The organism is Kribbella sp. NPDC050281 (genome assembly GCF_040655855.1).
Classification (GTDB): domain Bacteria; phylum Actinomycetota; class Actinomycetes; order Propionibacteriales; family Kribbellaceae; genus Kribbella.
In genome coordinates, this window is sequence record NZ_JBFAKS010000034.1 from 59,008 (window position 1) to 74,158 (window position 15,151).

The window sequence follows — 15,151 nt, forward strand, 5'->3', positions numbered from 1 at the left end:
ACACCGACAACGAAAACGGGACACCTCTTGACTGACACCAAGCTCCGCTGGGGCATCCTCGGCACCGGGAACATCGCGTCCCGGTTCGCCAGCCAGGTGCCGACCTCGCCGACGAACTCGGTCGTCGCCGTCGGCAGCCGGTCGATCGACTCCGCCAACGCCTTCGCCGACAAGTGGGACATCGCCAACCGGCACGCGTCGTACGACGACCTGCTCGCCGACGAGACCGTGGACGCGGTCTACATCGCGACGCCGCACCCGATGCACGTCGAGTGGGCGATCAAGGCCGCCGAGGCCGGCAAGCACGTGCTGTGCGAGAAGCCGCTGGCGATCAACAAGGCCTGGGCCGAGGCGATGATCGAGGCCGCGGTCCGCAACGACGTCTTCCTGATGGAGGCGTACATGTACCGCTGCCTGCCGCAGACCAAGCTGATCGCCCAGCTGGTCCGCGACGGCGAGCTCGGCACCGTCCACCAGATCCAGGCGACGTTCGCGTTCGCGTCGTCGTTCCGGCCGGAGTCGCGGATCTTCGCCGACGAGCTGGCCGGTGGCGGCATCCTCGACGTCGGCGGCTACCCGGTCTCGATGGCCCGGCTGATTGCCGGCGCGGCGACGGGACAGCCGTTCGCCGACCCGGCCGCGGTGACCGCGGTCGGCACGGTCGGCGAAACCGGCGCCGACGAATGGACCGTGGCGACGCTGTTCTTCGAGGGCGGCGTGACCGCACAGGTGAGCACCGGCGTGCGACTCGGGGACCAGAACCAGGTCCGCATCTTCGGCAGCAAGGGCTACCTGGTGGTCGAGGACCCGTGGTTCGGTGGCGACGGCAAGCCGACCCACGTCACCCTGCACAAGGTGGGGGAGGAGCCGCGGGACATCTCCGCGGACCCGGCGCTCATCTACGCGGCCGAGGCCGAGGCGGTCGCGCGGGCGATCGAGCAACGGCAGGCACCGGAGATGAGCTGGGCCGACACTCTCGGCAACCTGACCGTCCAGGACGCGTGGCGGGCGGCGATCGGGCAGCAGTACGCGAGCGAGCGGGACGACGCCAAGATCCCGACCGCCACCGGCCGCCCGCTGGCCAAGCGCGCCGATGCCCCGATGATCTACGGCAAGGTGCCCGGGCTCGACAAGCCCGTCTCCCGGCTCGTGATGGGCGTCGACAACCAGCAGACGCTCACCCACGCCGCGGTGGTCTTCGACGACTTCGTCGAGCGCGGCGGAACGACGTTCGACACCGCCTACATCTACGGCGGCGGCCGGGGCGAGAAGCTGCTCGGTCAGTGGATCACGTCCCGCGGTAACCGCGACGAGATCGTTGTCATCGGCAAGGGTGCGCACACGCCGCACTGCGATCCGGAGTCGATCACGCAGCAGCTGCACGAGAGCCTCGAGCGGCTGCAGACCGACCACGTCGACCTCTACATGATGCACCGCGACAACGAGGACATCGGTGTCTCGGAGTTCGTCGATGTCCTCGACGAGCACTTCAAGGCCGGCCGGATCAAGGCGTACGGGGGCTCCAACTGGTCGCTGTCGCGGTTCGACGAGGCCAACGCGTACGCCGAGGCCAACGGCAAGCAGCCGTTCACACTACTCAGCAACCACCTCAGCCTCGCGCGGGCGTACGACGTACCGTGGAAGGGCTGCCGGCACGTCTCCGACGACGAGTCGCAGGCGTGGCTGCGGGAGAGGCAGGTCGCGCTGTTCCCCTGGTCGAGCCAGGCGCGCGGGTTCTTCACCGGGCGGGCGAAACCGGAGGACCGGTCGGACGAGGAACTGGTGCGCTGTTTCTACTCTGACGAGAACTTCCGTAGGCTCGACCGGGCGCGGGAGCTGGCGGCCGCCAAGGGAGTCGAGCCGACGGCGATCGCGCTGGCCTGGCTGCTGCACCAGCCGTACCCGGTGTTCCCGCTGATCGGGCCGCGGCACGTCAGCGAGACCCGGACCTCGACACCGGGGCTGTCGGTCACCCTCACGGACGAGGAAGTGGCCTACCTCACTGCCTGATCGGCGAGTGTGGACCGAATTGGTCGTGCGTCAGGCCGCATGTAACATGGTCTGTCGGTGTCACGACCCTGAACACGGAGAATCATGTCTAAGAAGTGCGATGTCTGCGGCAAGCAGCCGACGTTCGGCAACAACGTTGCCCGCCTGGGTAAGGGCGCGATGATCCGTCGGGTCAAGGCTCGTACGCCGCGGCGGTTCAACCCCAACATCCAGCCGGTCCGGGCGCTCATCAAGGGCACCCCGACCCGCCTGAAGGTCTGCACGTCCTGCATCAAGGCCGGCAAGGTCCAGCGCGTCGTCGGCTGACCCCAGCTTTCTCCGTTGTAGGGCCTGAAACAGGCGCCCGGGATCACCCGGGCGCCTCTTTCGCGTCTTCTCAGACCTTGTGGGCCACGACGGTGATCTCGTTCCGGTTGTGGTGCAGTTGCCGGGCGTGCAGTACGTCGTACTGCCGGCGCAGCACGTCAATACCGCGCCGGGCGCCGTCGAGCGGGTTCTTCCCGCCGCCCTTCAGCGTGACGATCGCGAGTCCGCCACGGCGCAGGTGCGCCGCCGCGTCGACCATCATCCGGGCGCTCATCACCTGATCCATCCGCATGTCGTTGACCACCACGTCGAACCGCACCCGGTTCTCCGCGAAGAACCGCCCGGCCGTCGTCGCCGCGTGATGGATTCCACGGTCACGCTGCAGCCGCTGGTCCAGCGAACCGGGGTCCACCGACCACACCTCCTGCCCGTGCTGGCGCAGGATCCGCGTCCACCCGCCCGGCGACGCACCCAGGTCGACCGCCTTCCCACCCGGCGCAAGCTCCAGCCCGAAGGTCGCGATCGCCTCCTCCAACTTGAACTCCGACCGCGACACCCGCTCCTCACCCCGAGCCAACCGCATCCGCCCACCCGGCCAGTCCGACAAGCTGTCAGCGCGGCGGTTGAGGCCGAGCAGGACCGCTCGCCGGCCCACGAAGCAGGAGACGACGAACTCCTGCCCGGAGCGGGTAACACTCACCCCACGCTCGGTGAGGGCGCCCTCGAGCCGGTGGTAGTACGACCCGCCGGTGCCTGCGCCGTCGGTCCAGGCCTGCACCGCGAGCGCTTTCGGGTAGTCGGGCAGGGCGCTGAGCACCAGCTCGGCCAGCTCGTAGTCCGGGGGCAGCTCGTCGAAGCTGGCGATCTCGGTAGTCAGATGCCGGACCAACACGATCCGCCCCGCGTCGCACGCCGCCGCGAGCTCACCCACGGCCGGGCCGTCGACGATGCGCCCCAGGTCACCGCTGACCCGCTCGATCCGCAGCTCGCGGCCGAACTCGCCCCGGATCTCCCGCACCGCCCACTCGTAACTGTCGGCAGCAACCGAGAACAACACGCTCACCCCCGAACCCTAGCGACCCGGCTCTGCGTACCGAACGACAGGACGTAGTCGTGTACGTAGATGCCCGCGCACGCCTGACGAGGTGCGCCGGAAGCCTTGGTTGGGGGACTACCTCCTGTCGTTCGGTACGCCGAGAGCCGGGTCGCTAGGGTTTGGGCGTGGAGGAACTGACGGTCGAGGTGTTGCGGGCCTGGGCTCGGACGGCGCTGGTCGAGTTGGGGCGGGCGCGGACCGAGATCGACGAGCTGAACGTGTACCCGGTGCCGGACGGTGATACGGGCACCAACCTCTACCTGACCTGGGAAGCCGCCTGCGACGCGCTGCCCGCGGGCGAGCTGACCTTCAGCGAGGCCATCCAGGCGTTCGGCCGCGGCGCGTTGCTCGGCGCCCGCGGCAACTCCGGTGTCATCACCTCCCAGCTGATCCGTGCCTGCGGCCTGCGCCTCGCCGAGAACCTCCCGCGTGACCAGGCTGCCGATGACAACGCCGTACTGGCCGACCCCCGGATGAGCGAGCCGGCCGCGTTCGCGGATGCCCTGAAGTACGCCGCCGATGCCGCCTACGGTGCGGTCGCGCAACCGGTCGAGGGGACCATGCTCACCGTGGCCCGGGCTGCGGCGACCGGCGCGATCACGGCCGCGAACGACGGGAAGAGCCTGGCGGACGTGTGCCTGGCCGCCGTCGCATCCGCCCGGCAGGCGCTCACCAGGACGACCGAGCAGCTCGACGTACTGCGGCGCGCGGGCGTCGTGGATGCCGGGGGAGCGGGTCTCGTGGTGATCCTCGGCGCGATGGAGTCCGTGCTCACCGGGCGGATCGTGCGGGTCGAGGTACCGGCCCGGGTCGAGCCTCAAGGTGAGAACGCCGAGAGCCAGGACGGGCCGGCGTACGAGGTGATGTACCTGCTGGACGCACCGGACGACAAGGTCGCCGACTTCCGGCAGATCCTGGCCGGTCTCGGCGACTCGGTCGTCGTCGTCGGCGGAGACGGGTTGTGGAACGTCCACGTCCACACCGACGACGTGGGTGCCGCGATCGAGCACGGCATCGACATCGGTCGGCCGCACCGGATCCGGGTCACCCACTTCGCCGACCAGGCCCAGCACGAGCCGCCGCCGGGCCGCGCGGTGATCGCGGTCGTCGCCGGTGACGGATTGGCGGACCTGTTCACCGAGGCCGGGGCGCAGGTCATCATCGGCGGACCGGGGCGGCGGTGCTCGACCGGGGAACTGCTGCGCGCGATGGAGAAGTCGAAGGCGCCCGAGATCGTGCTGCTGCCCAACGACAGCGACTCGCTCGCGGTCGCCGAGGCCGCCGCGACCGCGGCCCGCCAGGACGGGATCCGGGTGGCCGTGATCCCGACCCGGGCCCAGGTCCAGGGGCTGGCGGCGATCGCCGTCCACGACCCGGAGCGCAACTTCGACGACGACGTCGTACACCTCTCGGCGGCGGCCGGGCAGACCCGCCACGGCGCCGTCACGATCGCGGTGAAGGACGCGTGGACGATGGCCGGCATGTGCCGGGTCGGCGACGCACTGGGCGTGGTCGACGGCGATTTCGCGCTGATCACGGAGGATCTGGAGGAGGCGGCGTTCGGCGTGGTCGACCGGCTGCTCGGCGGCGGAGGCGAGTTGCTCACCATCGTCACCGGCCGGGACGCGGACCCCGCCCTGGCGGCGGCTCTGGAGCGGCACGTGCGGCGGAACCGCAAAGATGTCGACGTCGTGGTGTACGACGGAGGGCAGGACAGGTACCCGCTGCTGATCGGGGTGGAATGACAACGGATATGGACAGGAAGGTCCGCGACTTCCTCGGTGCCAGGACGGCGAAGATCTTCGCGGACGTGCTCGCCATCGAGACCGTCGGCGACCTGCTGCGGCACTACCCGCGCCGGTACCTGAAGAAGGGTGAGCTGACCCCCTTCGACGAGCTCGAGGTGGGCGACCAGGCGACTGTCAACGGCCGGGTCAAGAAGGTCACCGTGCGGTCGCTGGACACCAAGGCCGAGATCCCGCTCACCGACGTCCAGAAGTGGGCCCGGCGCAAGACCCTGACCAAGGTCGTCGTCACCGACGGCCGGCGCGACCTGGAGCTGGCCTTCTTCAACCAGCCCTGGCTGGCGACCAAGCTGACGCCGGGGACGGCCGCCCTGTTCTGGGGCGAGGTGACGATGTTCCGCGACATCATGCAACTGAAGAGCCCGGGCACCGAGATCCTCGACGAGGAGGACTTGTCCGAGGCCGAGATCGAACGCCGGGCCCGGCCGTTCCGGCCGCTCTACCCGGCCACCGCGAAGTTGCCGACCGCAACGATCGAGCGGAGCGTCAAGATCGTCCTGGACAGCCTGGACGAGGGTCTCGACGACCCGATCCCGGAGCTGATCCTGCGCAAGGAGAAGCTGCTCAGCCTGCGCGAGGCCCTGCAGAAGGTGCACCTGCCGGACACCGAGAAGGACATCCGCGACGCGCAGCACCGGTTCCGGTTCGAGGAAGCCCTGGTGATGCAGACGATCCTGGCCCAGCGCCGGGCCGTCACCGACGCGCTGAACGCGATCCCGCGGCCGCGGACCGAGGGCGGGATGCTGGACGAGTTCGACCAGCGGCTGCCGTTCGAGCTCACTGCCGGCCAGGCTGAGGTGGGCGAGGAGATCTTCGCCGACCTGGCCCGGCCGCATCCGATGCACCGCCTGTTGCAGGGCGAGGTCGGCTCCGGCAAGACCGTGGTCGCGCTGCGGGCGATGCTGTCCGTGGTCGACTCCGGCGGTCAGGCGGTGCTGCTGGCCCCGACCGAGGTGCTCGCCACCCAGCACCACAAGACGCTGACGAAGATGCTCGGCGATCTGGCCGAGGAGGGCATGCTCGGCGGCGCGGAGCGGGCCACCCGGGTGGGGCTGCTCACCGGTTCCCTGGGTGCGGCGGCCCGTCGTGCGGCGATGCTCGACGCGGCCAGTGGCGCCGCGGGGATCGTGGTCGGGACGCACGCGCTGCTCGAGGACAAGGTGCAGTTCGCGGATCTCGGGCTCGTGGTGGTCGACGAGCAGCACCGGTTCGGGGTCGAGCAACGGGCGGCGCTGAGTCAGAAGTCCGGCGAGAACACTCCGCACGTGCTGGTGATGACGGCGACACCCATCCCGCGGACCGTGGCGATGACGGTGTTCGGCGACCTGTCCGTCTCGACGCTGACCGAGCTCCCGGCCGGACGCTCGCCGATCCAGTCGTCCGTGGTCCCCGCGAAGGAGAAGCCGGACTGGCTGCAGCGGGCCTGGGCCCGGGTCCGCGAGGAGGTCGGCAAGGGCCATCAGGCGTACGTCGTGTGCCCGCGGATCGGTGACGACGTGAAGAACGCGGCCGACGAGGAAGGTGAGTTCGTCGCCGGCGAGGACGAGAAGGGCAGCGGGAAGAAGCAGCAGGCGCGGCCGCCGATCTCGGTCCTTCAGGTGGCCGAGGCGCTGGGCGAGATCCTGCACGACCTGCGGGTCGAGATCCTGCACGGCCGGCTGCCGGCCGAGGAGAAGGACGCGGTGATGTCGCGGTTCGCGGCCGGTGAGGTCGATGTGCTGATCGCGACCACGGTGATCGAGGTCGGCGTCGACGTACCGAACGCGTCGACGATGGTGATCATGGACGCCGACCGGTTCGGCATCTCCCAGCTGCACCAGCTCCGCGGCCGGGTAGGTCGGGGCAAGGTGCCAGGGCTGTGCCTGCTGGTGACGGACCTGTGGGCGGGCTCGAAGTCGTACGGGCGCCTGGACGCGGTCGCATCGACGACGGACGGGTTCGAGCTGTCGCGGATCGACCTCGAGACCCGGCGTGAGGGTGACGTGCTGGGCGTTGCGCAGTCGGGTCGGCGGAGCAGTCTGAAGCTGCTGAGCGTGCTGCGGGACGAGGACATCATCTTCGCCGCCCGGCACGTGGCGAACTCGATCGTCTCGGTCGACGCCGAACTGGCCGAGTACCCGGCGCTCCGGTCGTTCGTTCGGAGCGCTCTGGAGTCGGAGACGACCGAGTACCTGGAGAAGACGTGAGCCGGATCGTCGGGGGAGCGGCCGGCGGGCGGCGGATCGCCGTACCTCCGGGGAGCGGGACGCGGCCGACCGCGGATCGGGTCCGGGAGGCGCTGTTCTCGTCGCTGGAGTCCGAGTTCGGCAGCCTCCACGGGCTCGCCGTGCTCGACCTGTACGCCGGCTCGGGCGCGATCGGACTCGAGGCGCTGTCCCGGGGAGCGGTGCGCGCGGTCCTGGTGGAGTCAGACCGGAGGGCGGCCGAGGTGATCGCGGCCAACATCAAGGCCGTGGGCTTGCCCGGCGCGACCGTGCTGACCCGTCCGGTGGAGAAGGTCACGGCGGGGGAGAGCCCCGCGGTCTTCGACCTGGTGTTCGCGGATCCGCCGTACAAGCTGGAGACGGAGGAGTTGCAGGACGTGCTGATCGGCCTGGCCGCGAACGGGTGGCTGGCCGACGACGCGGTCGTCGTGGTCGAGCGCGGCAAGCGGGAGCCGTGGGAGTGGCCGGAAGGTTTCGCCGCGCTGCGGGACCGCAAGTACGGCGAGGCCCGGCTTTGGTACGGTCACCGCCATGAGTAGGGCGGTCTTCCCCGGCACCTTCGACCCGCCGACGGTCGGGCATCTGGACATCGTCACCCGGGCGGCCGCCGCCTTCGACGAGGTGATCGTCGCGGCCGGCGTGAACCAGTCCAAGAACCGGCTGTTCAGCCCCGACGAGCGGGTGGAGATGCTGACCGAGCTCGCCGCGCCGTTCGGCAACGTGCGGATCGGGACCTTCGAGGGGCTGCTGGTCGACTACTGCCGGGCCGAGGGCGCCGGAGTGATCGTGAAGGGCCTGCGGTCGGCGGCCGACTATGATTACGAACTGCAGATGGCCCAGCTCAACCGCGCGATGACCGGGGTCGACACGCTGTTCATGCCGACCCGGGCGGAGAACGCTTTCATCTCCTCCAGCTGGGTCAAGGAGATCGCCCGCCTCGGCGGGGACGTGAGCTCATTCGTGACCCCGGCTGTTCACTCCCGGTTACTGGCGAAGTTCTAGATGTACCCCGAATTGGGCGACTGGGCGCGGAGTTGGTAATCTAGACAACCGGTCTCGACGAGACCGAGATTTTGCCTTGCCCACGCCTGAGAGGAACGTCCTGAGCGTCTTGGACCCGCGGTCCCCACTCGTGATCGACACGCACGAGCTGACGCGCCGCGCCGGGTCCCAGCGCGAGGTCACCTTCACGGCACCGGCTCCGGCGGATCTCGGAATCGACGTGATCGGCGTCCCCGAGGGCGACCCGATCCAGTTCGATCTACGGCTGGAATCGGTCGTCGAAGGGGTTCTCGTCACCGGGACGGCCCGCGGCCGACTCGTCGGGGAGTGCGCGCGGTGCCTGGTCGATATCGAGGACGAGTTCCTCGCTGACGTCCAGGAGCTGTACGTCTACCCGGAAAGCGAAGCCGAACCGGACGAGGCCAGCCGGATGGAGGGCGATCTGATCGACCTCGAGCCGGTGCTGAGGGACCAGGTGGTGCTCGCGCTGCCGTTCCAGCCCTTGTGTACGGACGACTGTCCGGGCCTGTGCCCCGAGTGTGGGGTACGCCTGGCGGACGAGCCCGGCCACAAGCACGAGGACGGGACCGACCCACGCTGGGCAGCCCTCGGCGGATTGCTCCAGAACGACCAGCACGACAACTAGATACCGAATACACGTCAGCCAGCCGGCCGGGTCCACAAGCCCCCGGCCGAACCGAGGAGTCATAACCGTGGCCGTTCCGAAGCGGAAGATGTCGCGCAGCAACACCCGCAACCGCCGGGCCCAGTGGAAGACCACTGCCCCGTCGCTGGTCACCTGCGTGAACCCCGCCTGCCGCGCGAAGCACCTGCAGCACACCGTTTGCCCCACCTGCGGCCAGTACGGCGCCAAGGGCGAGCGCCGCCAGGTCGTCGAGAGCTAAGCGACACCTCACCCAGTGAATTCGGTCAACGAGACGGGGCTCTACGCCGAGCTGAACCAGCGGCTCGGCGTATCGCTGGCTGACGAACTACTGGAGCACGCCTTCACCCACCGCTCGTACGCGTACGAGAACGGCGGGCTGCCGACGAACGAGCGGCTCGAGTTCCTCGGGGACTCCGTGCTCGGCGTCATCGTCACGGAGTCGCTGTTCCGCAATCACCCGGACCTGTCCGAGGGCAGGCTGGCCAAGCTGCGCGCCGCGGTGGTGAACATGCGCGCGCTCGCGGGTGTCGCCCGCGACCTCAAGCTGGGCAAGTACCTGCGGCTCGGCCGCGGCGAGGAAGCGACCGGAGGCCGGGACAAGTCGTCGATCCTGGCCGACTGTGTCGAGGCGCTGATCGGTGCCGTCTACCTGGACCGAGGCTTCGAGACCGCCGGCCAGGTCGTGCACAGGCTGTTCGACGACCTGATGGAGTCCTCGGCCCGGCTCGGTGCCGGCCTGGACTGGAAGACCTCGCTGCAGGAACTGGTCGCGCAACTGGGCGTCGGCGTGCCGGAGTACGTGATCGCCGAGTCCGGCCCGGACCACGCCAAGACGTTCGAGGCTCGGGTCCGGATCGGTTCCGACACGTACGGTCACGGCATCGGCCGGAGCAAGAAGGAAGCCGAGCAGCAGGCCGCGGAGACCGCCTGGAAGGCCCTGCGCGCCGCCCACCCGGACAGCACAGATCCATCCCAGCAGCCCTGAGTGCCTGAGCTTCCTGAGGTAGAGGTCGTACGCCGGGGTCTGGCGGAGTTCACCACCGGCCGGACCATCGACGCGGTCGAGGTCCTGCATCCCCGTCCGGTACGGCGTCACGCCGCCGGGCCGGACGATTTCGTCGCCCGGCTGAAGGGGCAGGTGTTCGCCGAGCCGGCCCGGCGCGGGAAGTACCTGTGGCTGCCGCTGGAGTCCGGGGACGCGGTGCTGACCCATCTCGGGATGAGCGGGCAGTTCCGGGTGCAGCCGGTCGGCGCGCCGGACGAGGCCCATCTGCGGGTCCGGTTCCGGTTCGCCGACGACGGCGGAGAGGTCCGATTTGTGGACCAGCGGATGTTCGGTGGTCTGTCCTATTCCGAGGGCGGTGCGGAACTGCCGCCGGAAATCGCGCACATCGCCCGCGACCCGTTCGATCCTCTGTTCGATCCGGACGTCTTCGTGGCCGCGGTCCGGCGCCGCAAGACCGGCCTCAAACGGGCCTTGCTGGACCAGACCGTCATCAGCGGAGTGGGCAATATCTACGCAGATGAAGCGTTGTGGCGGTCAAAAATGCACTACGCCCGGGCGACGGAAGCGCTGAAACCCTTACAAATAAGGGAGATCCTGCGTCACGCCCATGAGGTGATGGCGGAGGCACTGACCGTCGGCGGGACCAGCTTCGATGCCCTGTATGTCAACGTGAACGGGGAGTCCGGCTACTTCGAGCGTGGCCTGAACGTCTACGGACAAGAGGGTTCGCCGTGTCCGCGCGACGGGCGGCCGATCCGTCGGGAGCCGTTCATGAACCGTTCGTCGTACCGCTGCCCGAAATGTCAGCCGATCCCTCGCCATGTCCGCTGGTGAGCGAGGTATCGTTAATAAACGTGGCCCAGGTTGACCGTCGGCCCCGCCGGTGTCACCCTGAAAGACGGCACACATTTTCAGCGCTCCACGTCGTGATCCCAGGAGCGCACCCGGCGAGAACCCTTCCGGAGGACAGCACAATGGCCAAGGCTCTTCTAGGGCACCTTGGAGGCACTGACCCGCGCATGCTTGAGCAGGTTCGTCTGCTCAACCGGCGTGTCGCCGATCTGGAGGCGCACGTGATGCGCCTGCAGGCAGAGAACGACCACCTCGTCGCACAGGTCCACGAGGGCCGACTGCTTACCGTCGACGAGGCTCTGCGCGCCCCCGCTTCGGTCTGAGGACCCGAGCCGCGACAACGAGAATTCCATCTCTACCGTCCGCACTACCCACGGCGGTGGCCCCCGTCCGGGCCCCCGCCGGTTGTCTGTTCATCGAATGTTGTGCTCCCAGATCCTTTGCCCGCCATTCTGATCGGCTGGCCTCCGCAGGTTCGTACGCAGGTGTTTGTAGACTGCGAAGCGGAACTACTTCCCCCGGGTAGCGGCAGCGTTACGTGCAGTTATGACGGTTCCTTCGGTATCGTCTGTCCTTTCACGGGTTGGAGAGCATCGCTTTGTACCTGAAGAGCATGACGCTCCGAGGCTTCAAGTCGTTCGCGTCGGCCACGACGATGAACTTCGAACCGGGCATCACCTGCATCGTCGGCCCGAACGGCTCCGGCAAGTCCAATGTGGTCGACGCTCTCGCCTGGGTGATGGGTGAGCAGGGCGCCAAGTCGCTGCGTGGCGGCAAGATGGAGGACGTCATCTTCGCCGGCACCTCCGGCCGCGCCCCGCTGGGCCGCGCCGAAGTGGTGCTCACCATCGACAACACCGACGGCGCGTTGCCGATCGAGTACGCCGAGGTGACGATCTCCCGGACGATGTTCCGCAACGGCGGGTCGGACTACCAGATCAACGGCCAGAACTGCCGGCTGCTGGACGTCCAGGAACTGCTCAGCGACTCCGGCATCGGCCGCGAGATGCACGTCATCGTCGGCCAGGGCCAGCTCGACTCGATCCTGCGCGCCACACCGGAAGGCCGGCGCGGATTCGTCGAGGAGGCGGCCGGCGTCCTGAAGCACCGCAAGCGCAAGGAAAAGGCGATCCGGAAGCTGGAGGCCACCGAGGGCAACCTGCACCGGCTCGGGGACCTGATCACCGAGATCCGCCGCCAGCTGAAGCCGCTCGGGCGCCAGGCGGAGGTGGCGCGCCGGGCGGTGACGATCCAGGCGGAGGTCCGGGACGGTCGCGCCCGGCTGCTCGCCGACGACATCGTTCAGGCCCAGTCCGCGCTCGAGGCGGAGCTGCGCGACGAGGCCGCGCTGACCCAGCGGCGGACCGAGACCGAGGCCAAGCTGCGCGAGGCCCGTGAGCTGGAGGCCGAGCTCGAGGACGCGCTGCGCGAGGACGCACCGGCTCTGCAGGCGGCCCAGGACACGTGGTACCAGCTGTCCGGCTTCGGCGAGAGGATCAAGGGCACGGCACGCATCGCGGCGGACCGGATCCGGTCGCTGAACGACGAGGCCGAGGAGCCGCGCGCCGGGCGGGACCCGGACGAGCTGGAGCTGGAGGCCGCGCGGGTCCGCGAGACCGAGGCGCAGATCGAGGCCGAGGTCGAGGCGCACTCGGAGCTGCTCGCCGAAGCCGTCGAACGCCGCCAGCAGCTCGAGTCCCAGGAGGCCGAGGAGGAGCGCCGGATCTCAGCATTGATCCGCGCCGCCGCCGACCGCCGCGAGGGCCTGGCCCGGCTGACCGGTCAGGTGAACGCGCTGAAGAGCCGCGCCTCCGCCGCCGAGTCCGAGATCGGCCGTCTCGCCAGCAACATGCGTGAGGCCGAGGCACGTGCGGCCAAGGCGCAGCACGACTTCACCGCGCTGGAGACCCAGGTCGCCGGGCTGGACGCCGGTGAGAAGGGTCTCGACGACCAGTACGAGGCGGCTCAGGCAGTCCTCGACGAGATGGACGAGCGCCTGGCGAAGGTCCGGGCCGAGGAGCGCGACGCCGAGCGCGAGCGCACCGGCCTGTCGGCTCGCAAGGAGGCGCTGGAGCTCGGCCTGAACCGCAAGGACGGTGCCGGGGCCCTGCTGGCCGCCTCCGAGCAGGTGAACGGCCTGATGGGTTCCGTGGCTGCCCTGCTGAGCGTGCGGACCGGGTACGAAACTGCGATCGCAGCGGCCCTCGGCGAGGCTGCCGACGCCGTCGCGGTCACCCACACCGACGCTGCTCTGCACGCCGTCGGCCACCTCAAGCAGCACGATCTGGGTCGGGCCGGCCTGCTGCTGGGCGATGCACCGTCGGATGACTACGCCACGTGGCCGTCGCTGCCGTACGGAGCGTCGTACGCCGTTGATGTCGTGGACTGCCCGGACACCCTGCGGCCCGCTCTGCGGCGGCTGCTGCGCAAGGTCGTCGTGGTGGACGACGTGGCGGCTGCCCGGGTGCTGGTGCGGAATCTGCCCGACGTCACATGCACCACGCGCGGAGGCGACGTACTCGGAGCGCACTTCGCGTACGGCGGTTCGGACGCGGCGCCCAGCCTGATCGAGGTGCAGTCCGCGGTCGACGAGGCGGCGGAGAAGCTGACCGAGGCCACGGCGCGGAGCGAGCGGCTGCGGTTCGAGTTGGCGGCGCTGGAGGACGAGCGGTCGCGGCAGAAGGAGTCCGTCGAGATCACGCTGGCCCGGCTGCACGAGTCGGACGCGGCGATGGCGGCCGTGGCCGAGCAGTTGGCGCACTTCGGGTCGCTGGCGAAGGCGTCCCGCGGCGAGGCGCAGCGGATGGCCGAGGCGATCGCCGCGGCCGAGGAAGAGCGCGACAAGAACCTGTCCGGCCTGGCCGAGCTGGAGGAGCGCCTCACCGACGCCGAGCAGTTCGACGACGACGGTGACGAGCCGGATACCGCCGAGCGCGACCGGCTCGCCGAGGCGGCCAAGAGCGGTCGGGCGGCCGAGATGGAGGCGCGGCTGGCGCTGCGCACCACCGAGGAGCGGGCCAGGGCGCTGTCCGGCCGGGCGGACTCGCTGGAGCGCGCGGCGCGGCAGGAGCGCGAGGCGCGGGCGCGGGCGATCGCTCGGGCGGCACGCCGAGCCCGGCAGGCAGAGGCCGCGCAGGCGGTGCACCTGGCTGCTGGTCACGTATTGGCCCGGCTGGAGACCTCGTTGCAGCTGGCGGCGTCCGAGCGAGCGGCGATCCAGGCGCAGCGGGCAGATCGCGAGCAAGCGCTGGCCCAGTCCCGGTCCGCGACGCGGGGCCTGAGCTCCGAGCTGGAGCAGCTGACCAACACCGTGCACCGCGATGCGCTGGCCCGGGCCGAGCAGAAGATGCGGCTGGAGCAGCTGTACGAGAAGTCGCTCGGCGAGCTGGGCGTCGAGGTCGAGGCGCTCGTCGCGGAGTACGGTCCGGACCAGCTGGTGCCGCCGCTGCCGAAGGACGGCGACGACAACACCCTCGAGCTCGAGGGTGAGCCGTTCGACCGGACGAAGGTCGAGAAGCGGCTCAAGCAGGCCGAGCGCGCGCTCAACCAGCTGGGGCGGATCAACCCGCTCGCGCTGGAGGAGTTCGACGCGATGGAGGAGCGGCACCGGTTCCTGTCCGAGCAGCTCGACGACCTGAAGAAGTCCCGCCGGGACCTGATGGACATCGTCAAGGAGGTCGACGAGCGGGTCGAGCAGGTCTTCACCCAGGCCTATCGCGACGTCGAGGTCGCCTTCGAGCACGTGTTCGCCCGGCTGTTCCCGGGAGGTGAGGGCCGGCTGGTGCTGACCGACCCGGACGACATGCTGTCCACCGGGATCGACGTCGAGGCGCGCCCGCCGGGCAAGAAGGTGAAGCGGCTGTCGCTGCTGTCCGGTGGCGAGCGGTCGCTCGTCGCGGTCGCGTTCCTGGTCGCGCTGTTCAAGGCCCGGCCGTCGCCGTTCTACATCCTCGACGAGGTCGAGGCGGCGCTGGACGACACGAACCTCGGCCGCCTGCTGGAGCTCTACGAAGAGCTGCGCGAGAACAGCCAACTCCTCGTCATCACCCACCAGAAGCGCACTATGGAGGTCGCCGACGCCCTGTACGGCGTCACCATGCGCGGCGACGGCGTCTCCTCGGTCATCTCCCAACGAATCCGCGAGCCCGAAGCCGTGTAATTCGCAGGTGTAGCGAGCTGTGTCTCATGGAGCTACGCTGGGGG

General features: G+C 69.5%; 13 protein-coding genes. 11 read left to right on the forward strand and 2 right to left on the reverse strand.

The window, feature by feature from the left end:
- Positions 1-27 precede the first annotated feature (27 nt).
- Positions 28-2,010 carry an aldo/keto reductase gene (locus AB0I34_RS31095; protein ID WP_360451984.1) on the forward strand — a complete coding sequence of 661 codons (1,983 nt, stop codon included), beginning with the start codon at positions 28-30 and terminating at the stop codon, positions 2,008-2,010.
- Positions 2,011-2,094: 84 nt separating this feature from the next.
- Positions 2,095-2,316 carry a 50S ribosomal protein L28 gene (gene rpmB / locus AB0I34_RS31100; RefSeq protein WP_131355194.1) on the forward strand — a complete coding sequence of 74 codons (222 nt, stop codon included), beginning with the start codon at positions 2,095-2,097 and terminating at the stop codon, positions 2,314-2,316.
- Positions 2,317-2,386: 70 nt separating this feature from the next.
- Here rpmB and AB0I34_RS31105 read toward each other — a convergent pair whose 3' ends face one another.
- Positions 2,387-3,379: an SAM-dependent methyltransferase gene (locus tag AB0I34_RS31105; protein WP_360451986.1), complete on the reverse strand. Its 993-nt coding sequence runs from the start codon at positions 3,377-3,379 to the stop codon at positions 2,387-2,389.
- A 158-nt stretch (positions 3,380-3,537) separates the two neighbouring features.
- Here AB0I34_RS31105 and AB0I34_RS31110 point away from each other — a divergent pair, with 158 nt between their 5' ends.
- From AB0I34_RS31110 to mutM, 8 genes are all read left to right on the forward strand, one after another.
- Positions 3,538-5,157 (forward strand): DAK2 domain-containing protein, encoded by a 1,620-nt coding sequence (locus AB0I34_RS31110; protein ID WP_360451988.1) that lies wholly within the window; start codon positions 3,538-3,540, stop codon positions 5,155-5,157.
- 8 nt (positions 5,158-5,165) lie between these two features.
- Positions 5,166-7,403: an ATP-dependent DNA helicase RecG gene (recG, locus tag AB0I34_RS31115; protein ID WP_360451990.1), complete on the forward strand. Its 2,238-nt coding sequence runs from the start codon at positions 5,166-5,168 to the stop codon at positions 7,401-7,403.
- Positions 7,400-7,960, forward strand: coding sequence for a 16S rRNA (guanine(966)-N(2))-methyltransferase RsmD (rsmD, locus tag AB0I34_RS31120; protein ID WP_360451992.1), 561 nt, complete (start codon positions 7,400-7,402; stop codon positions 7,958-7,960). Before recG ends, rsmD begins: the two co-directional genes overlap by 4 nt.
- Positions 7,953-8,423, forward strand: a complete 471-nt coding sequence (gene coaD / locus AB0I34_RS31125) for a pantetheine-phosphate adenylyltransferase (protein WP_360451994.1) — start codon at positions 7,953-7,955, stop codon at positions 8,421-8,423. Before rsmD ends, coaD begins: the two co-directional genes overlap by 8 nt.
- 130 nt (positions 8,424-8,553) lie before the next feature.
- Entirely contained in the window at positions 8,554-9,069 is a 516-nt protein-coding gene (locus AB0I34_RS31130) for a DUF177 domain-containing protein (RefSeq protein WP_360451996.1), read from the forward strand.
- Between the two features lie 67 nt (positions 9,070-9,136).
- Entirely contained in the window at positions 9,137-9,328 is a 192-nt protein-coding gene (rpmF, locus tag AB0I34_RS31135) for a 50S ribosomal protein L32 (RefSeq protein ID WP_131355175.1), read from the forward strand.
- Between the two features lie 15 nt (positions 9,329-9,343).
- Entirely contained in the window at positions 9,344-10,075 is a 732-nt protein-coding gene (gene rnc / locus AB0I34_RS31140) for a ribonuclease III (protein ID WP_360451998.1), read from the forward strand.
- Positions 10,076-10,930, forward strand: a complete 855-nt coding sequence (gene mutM, locus AB0I34_RS31145) for a bifunctional DNA-formamidopyrimidine glycosylase/DNA-(apurinic or apyrimidinic site) lyase (protein WP_360452000.1) — start codon at positions 10,076-10,078, stop codon at positions 10,928-10,930.
- A 155-nt stretch (positions 10,931-11,085) separates the two neighbouring features.
- Here the strand turns inward: mutM and AB0I34_RS31150 are convergent, their stop codons facing one another.
- Positions 11,086-11,301, reverse strand: a complete 216-nt coding sequence (locus tag AB0I34_RS31150; RefSeq protein WP_360452002.1) for a hypothetical protein — start codon at positions 11,299-11,301, stop codon at positions 11,086-11,088.
- A 245-nt stretch (positions 11,302-11,546) separates the two neighbouring features.
- Here AB0I34_RS31150 and smc point away from each other — a divergent pair, with 245 nt between their 5' ends.
- Positions 11,547-15,107, forward strand: a complete 3,561-nt coding sequence (smc, locus tag AB0I34_RS31155) for a chromosome segregation protein SMC (protein ID WP_360452072.1) — start codon at positions 11,547-11,549, stop codon at positions 15,105-15,107.
- Positions 15,108-15,151: the final 44 nt, after the last annotated feature.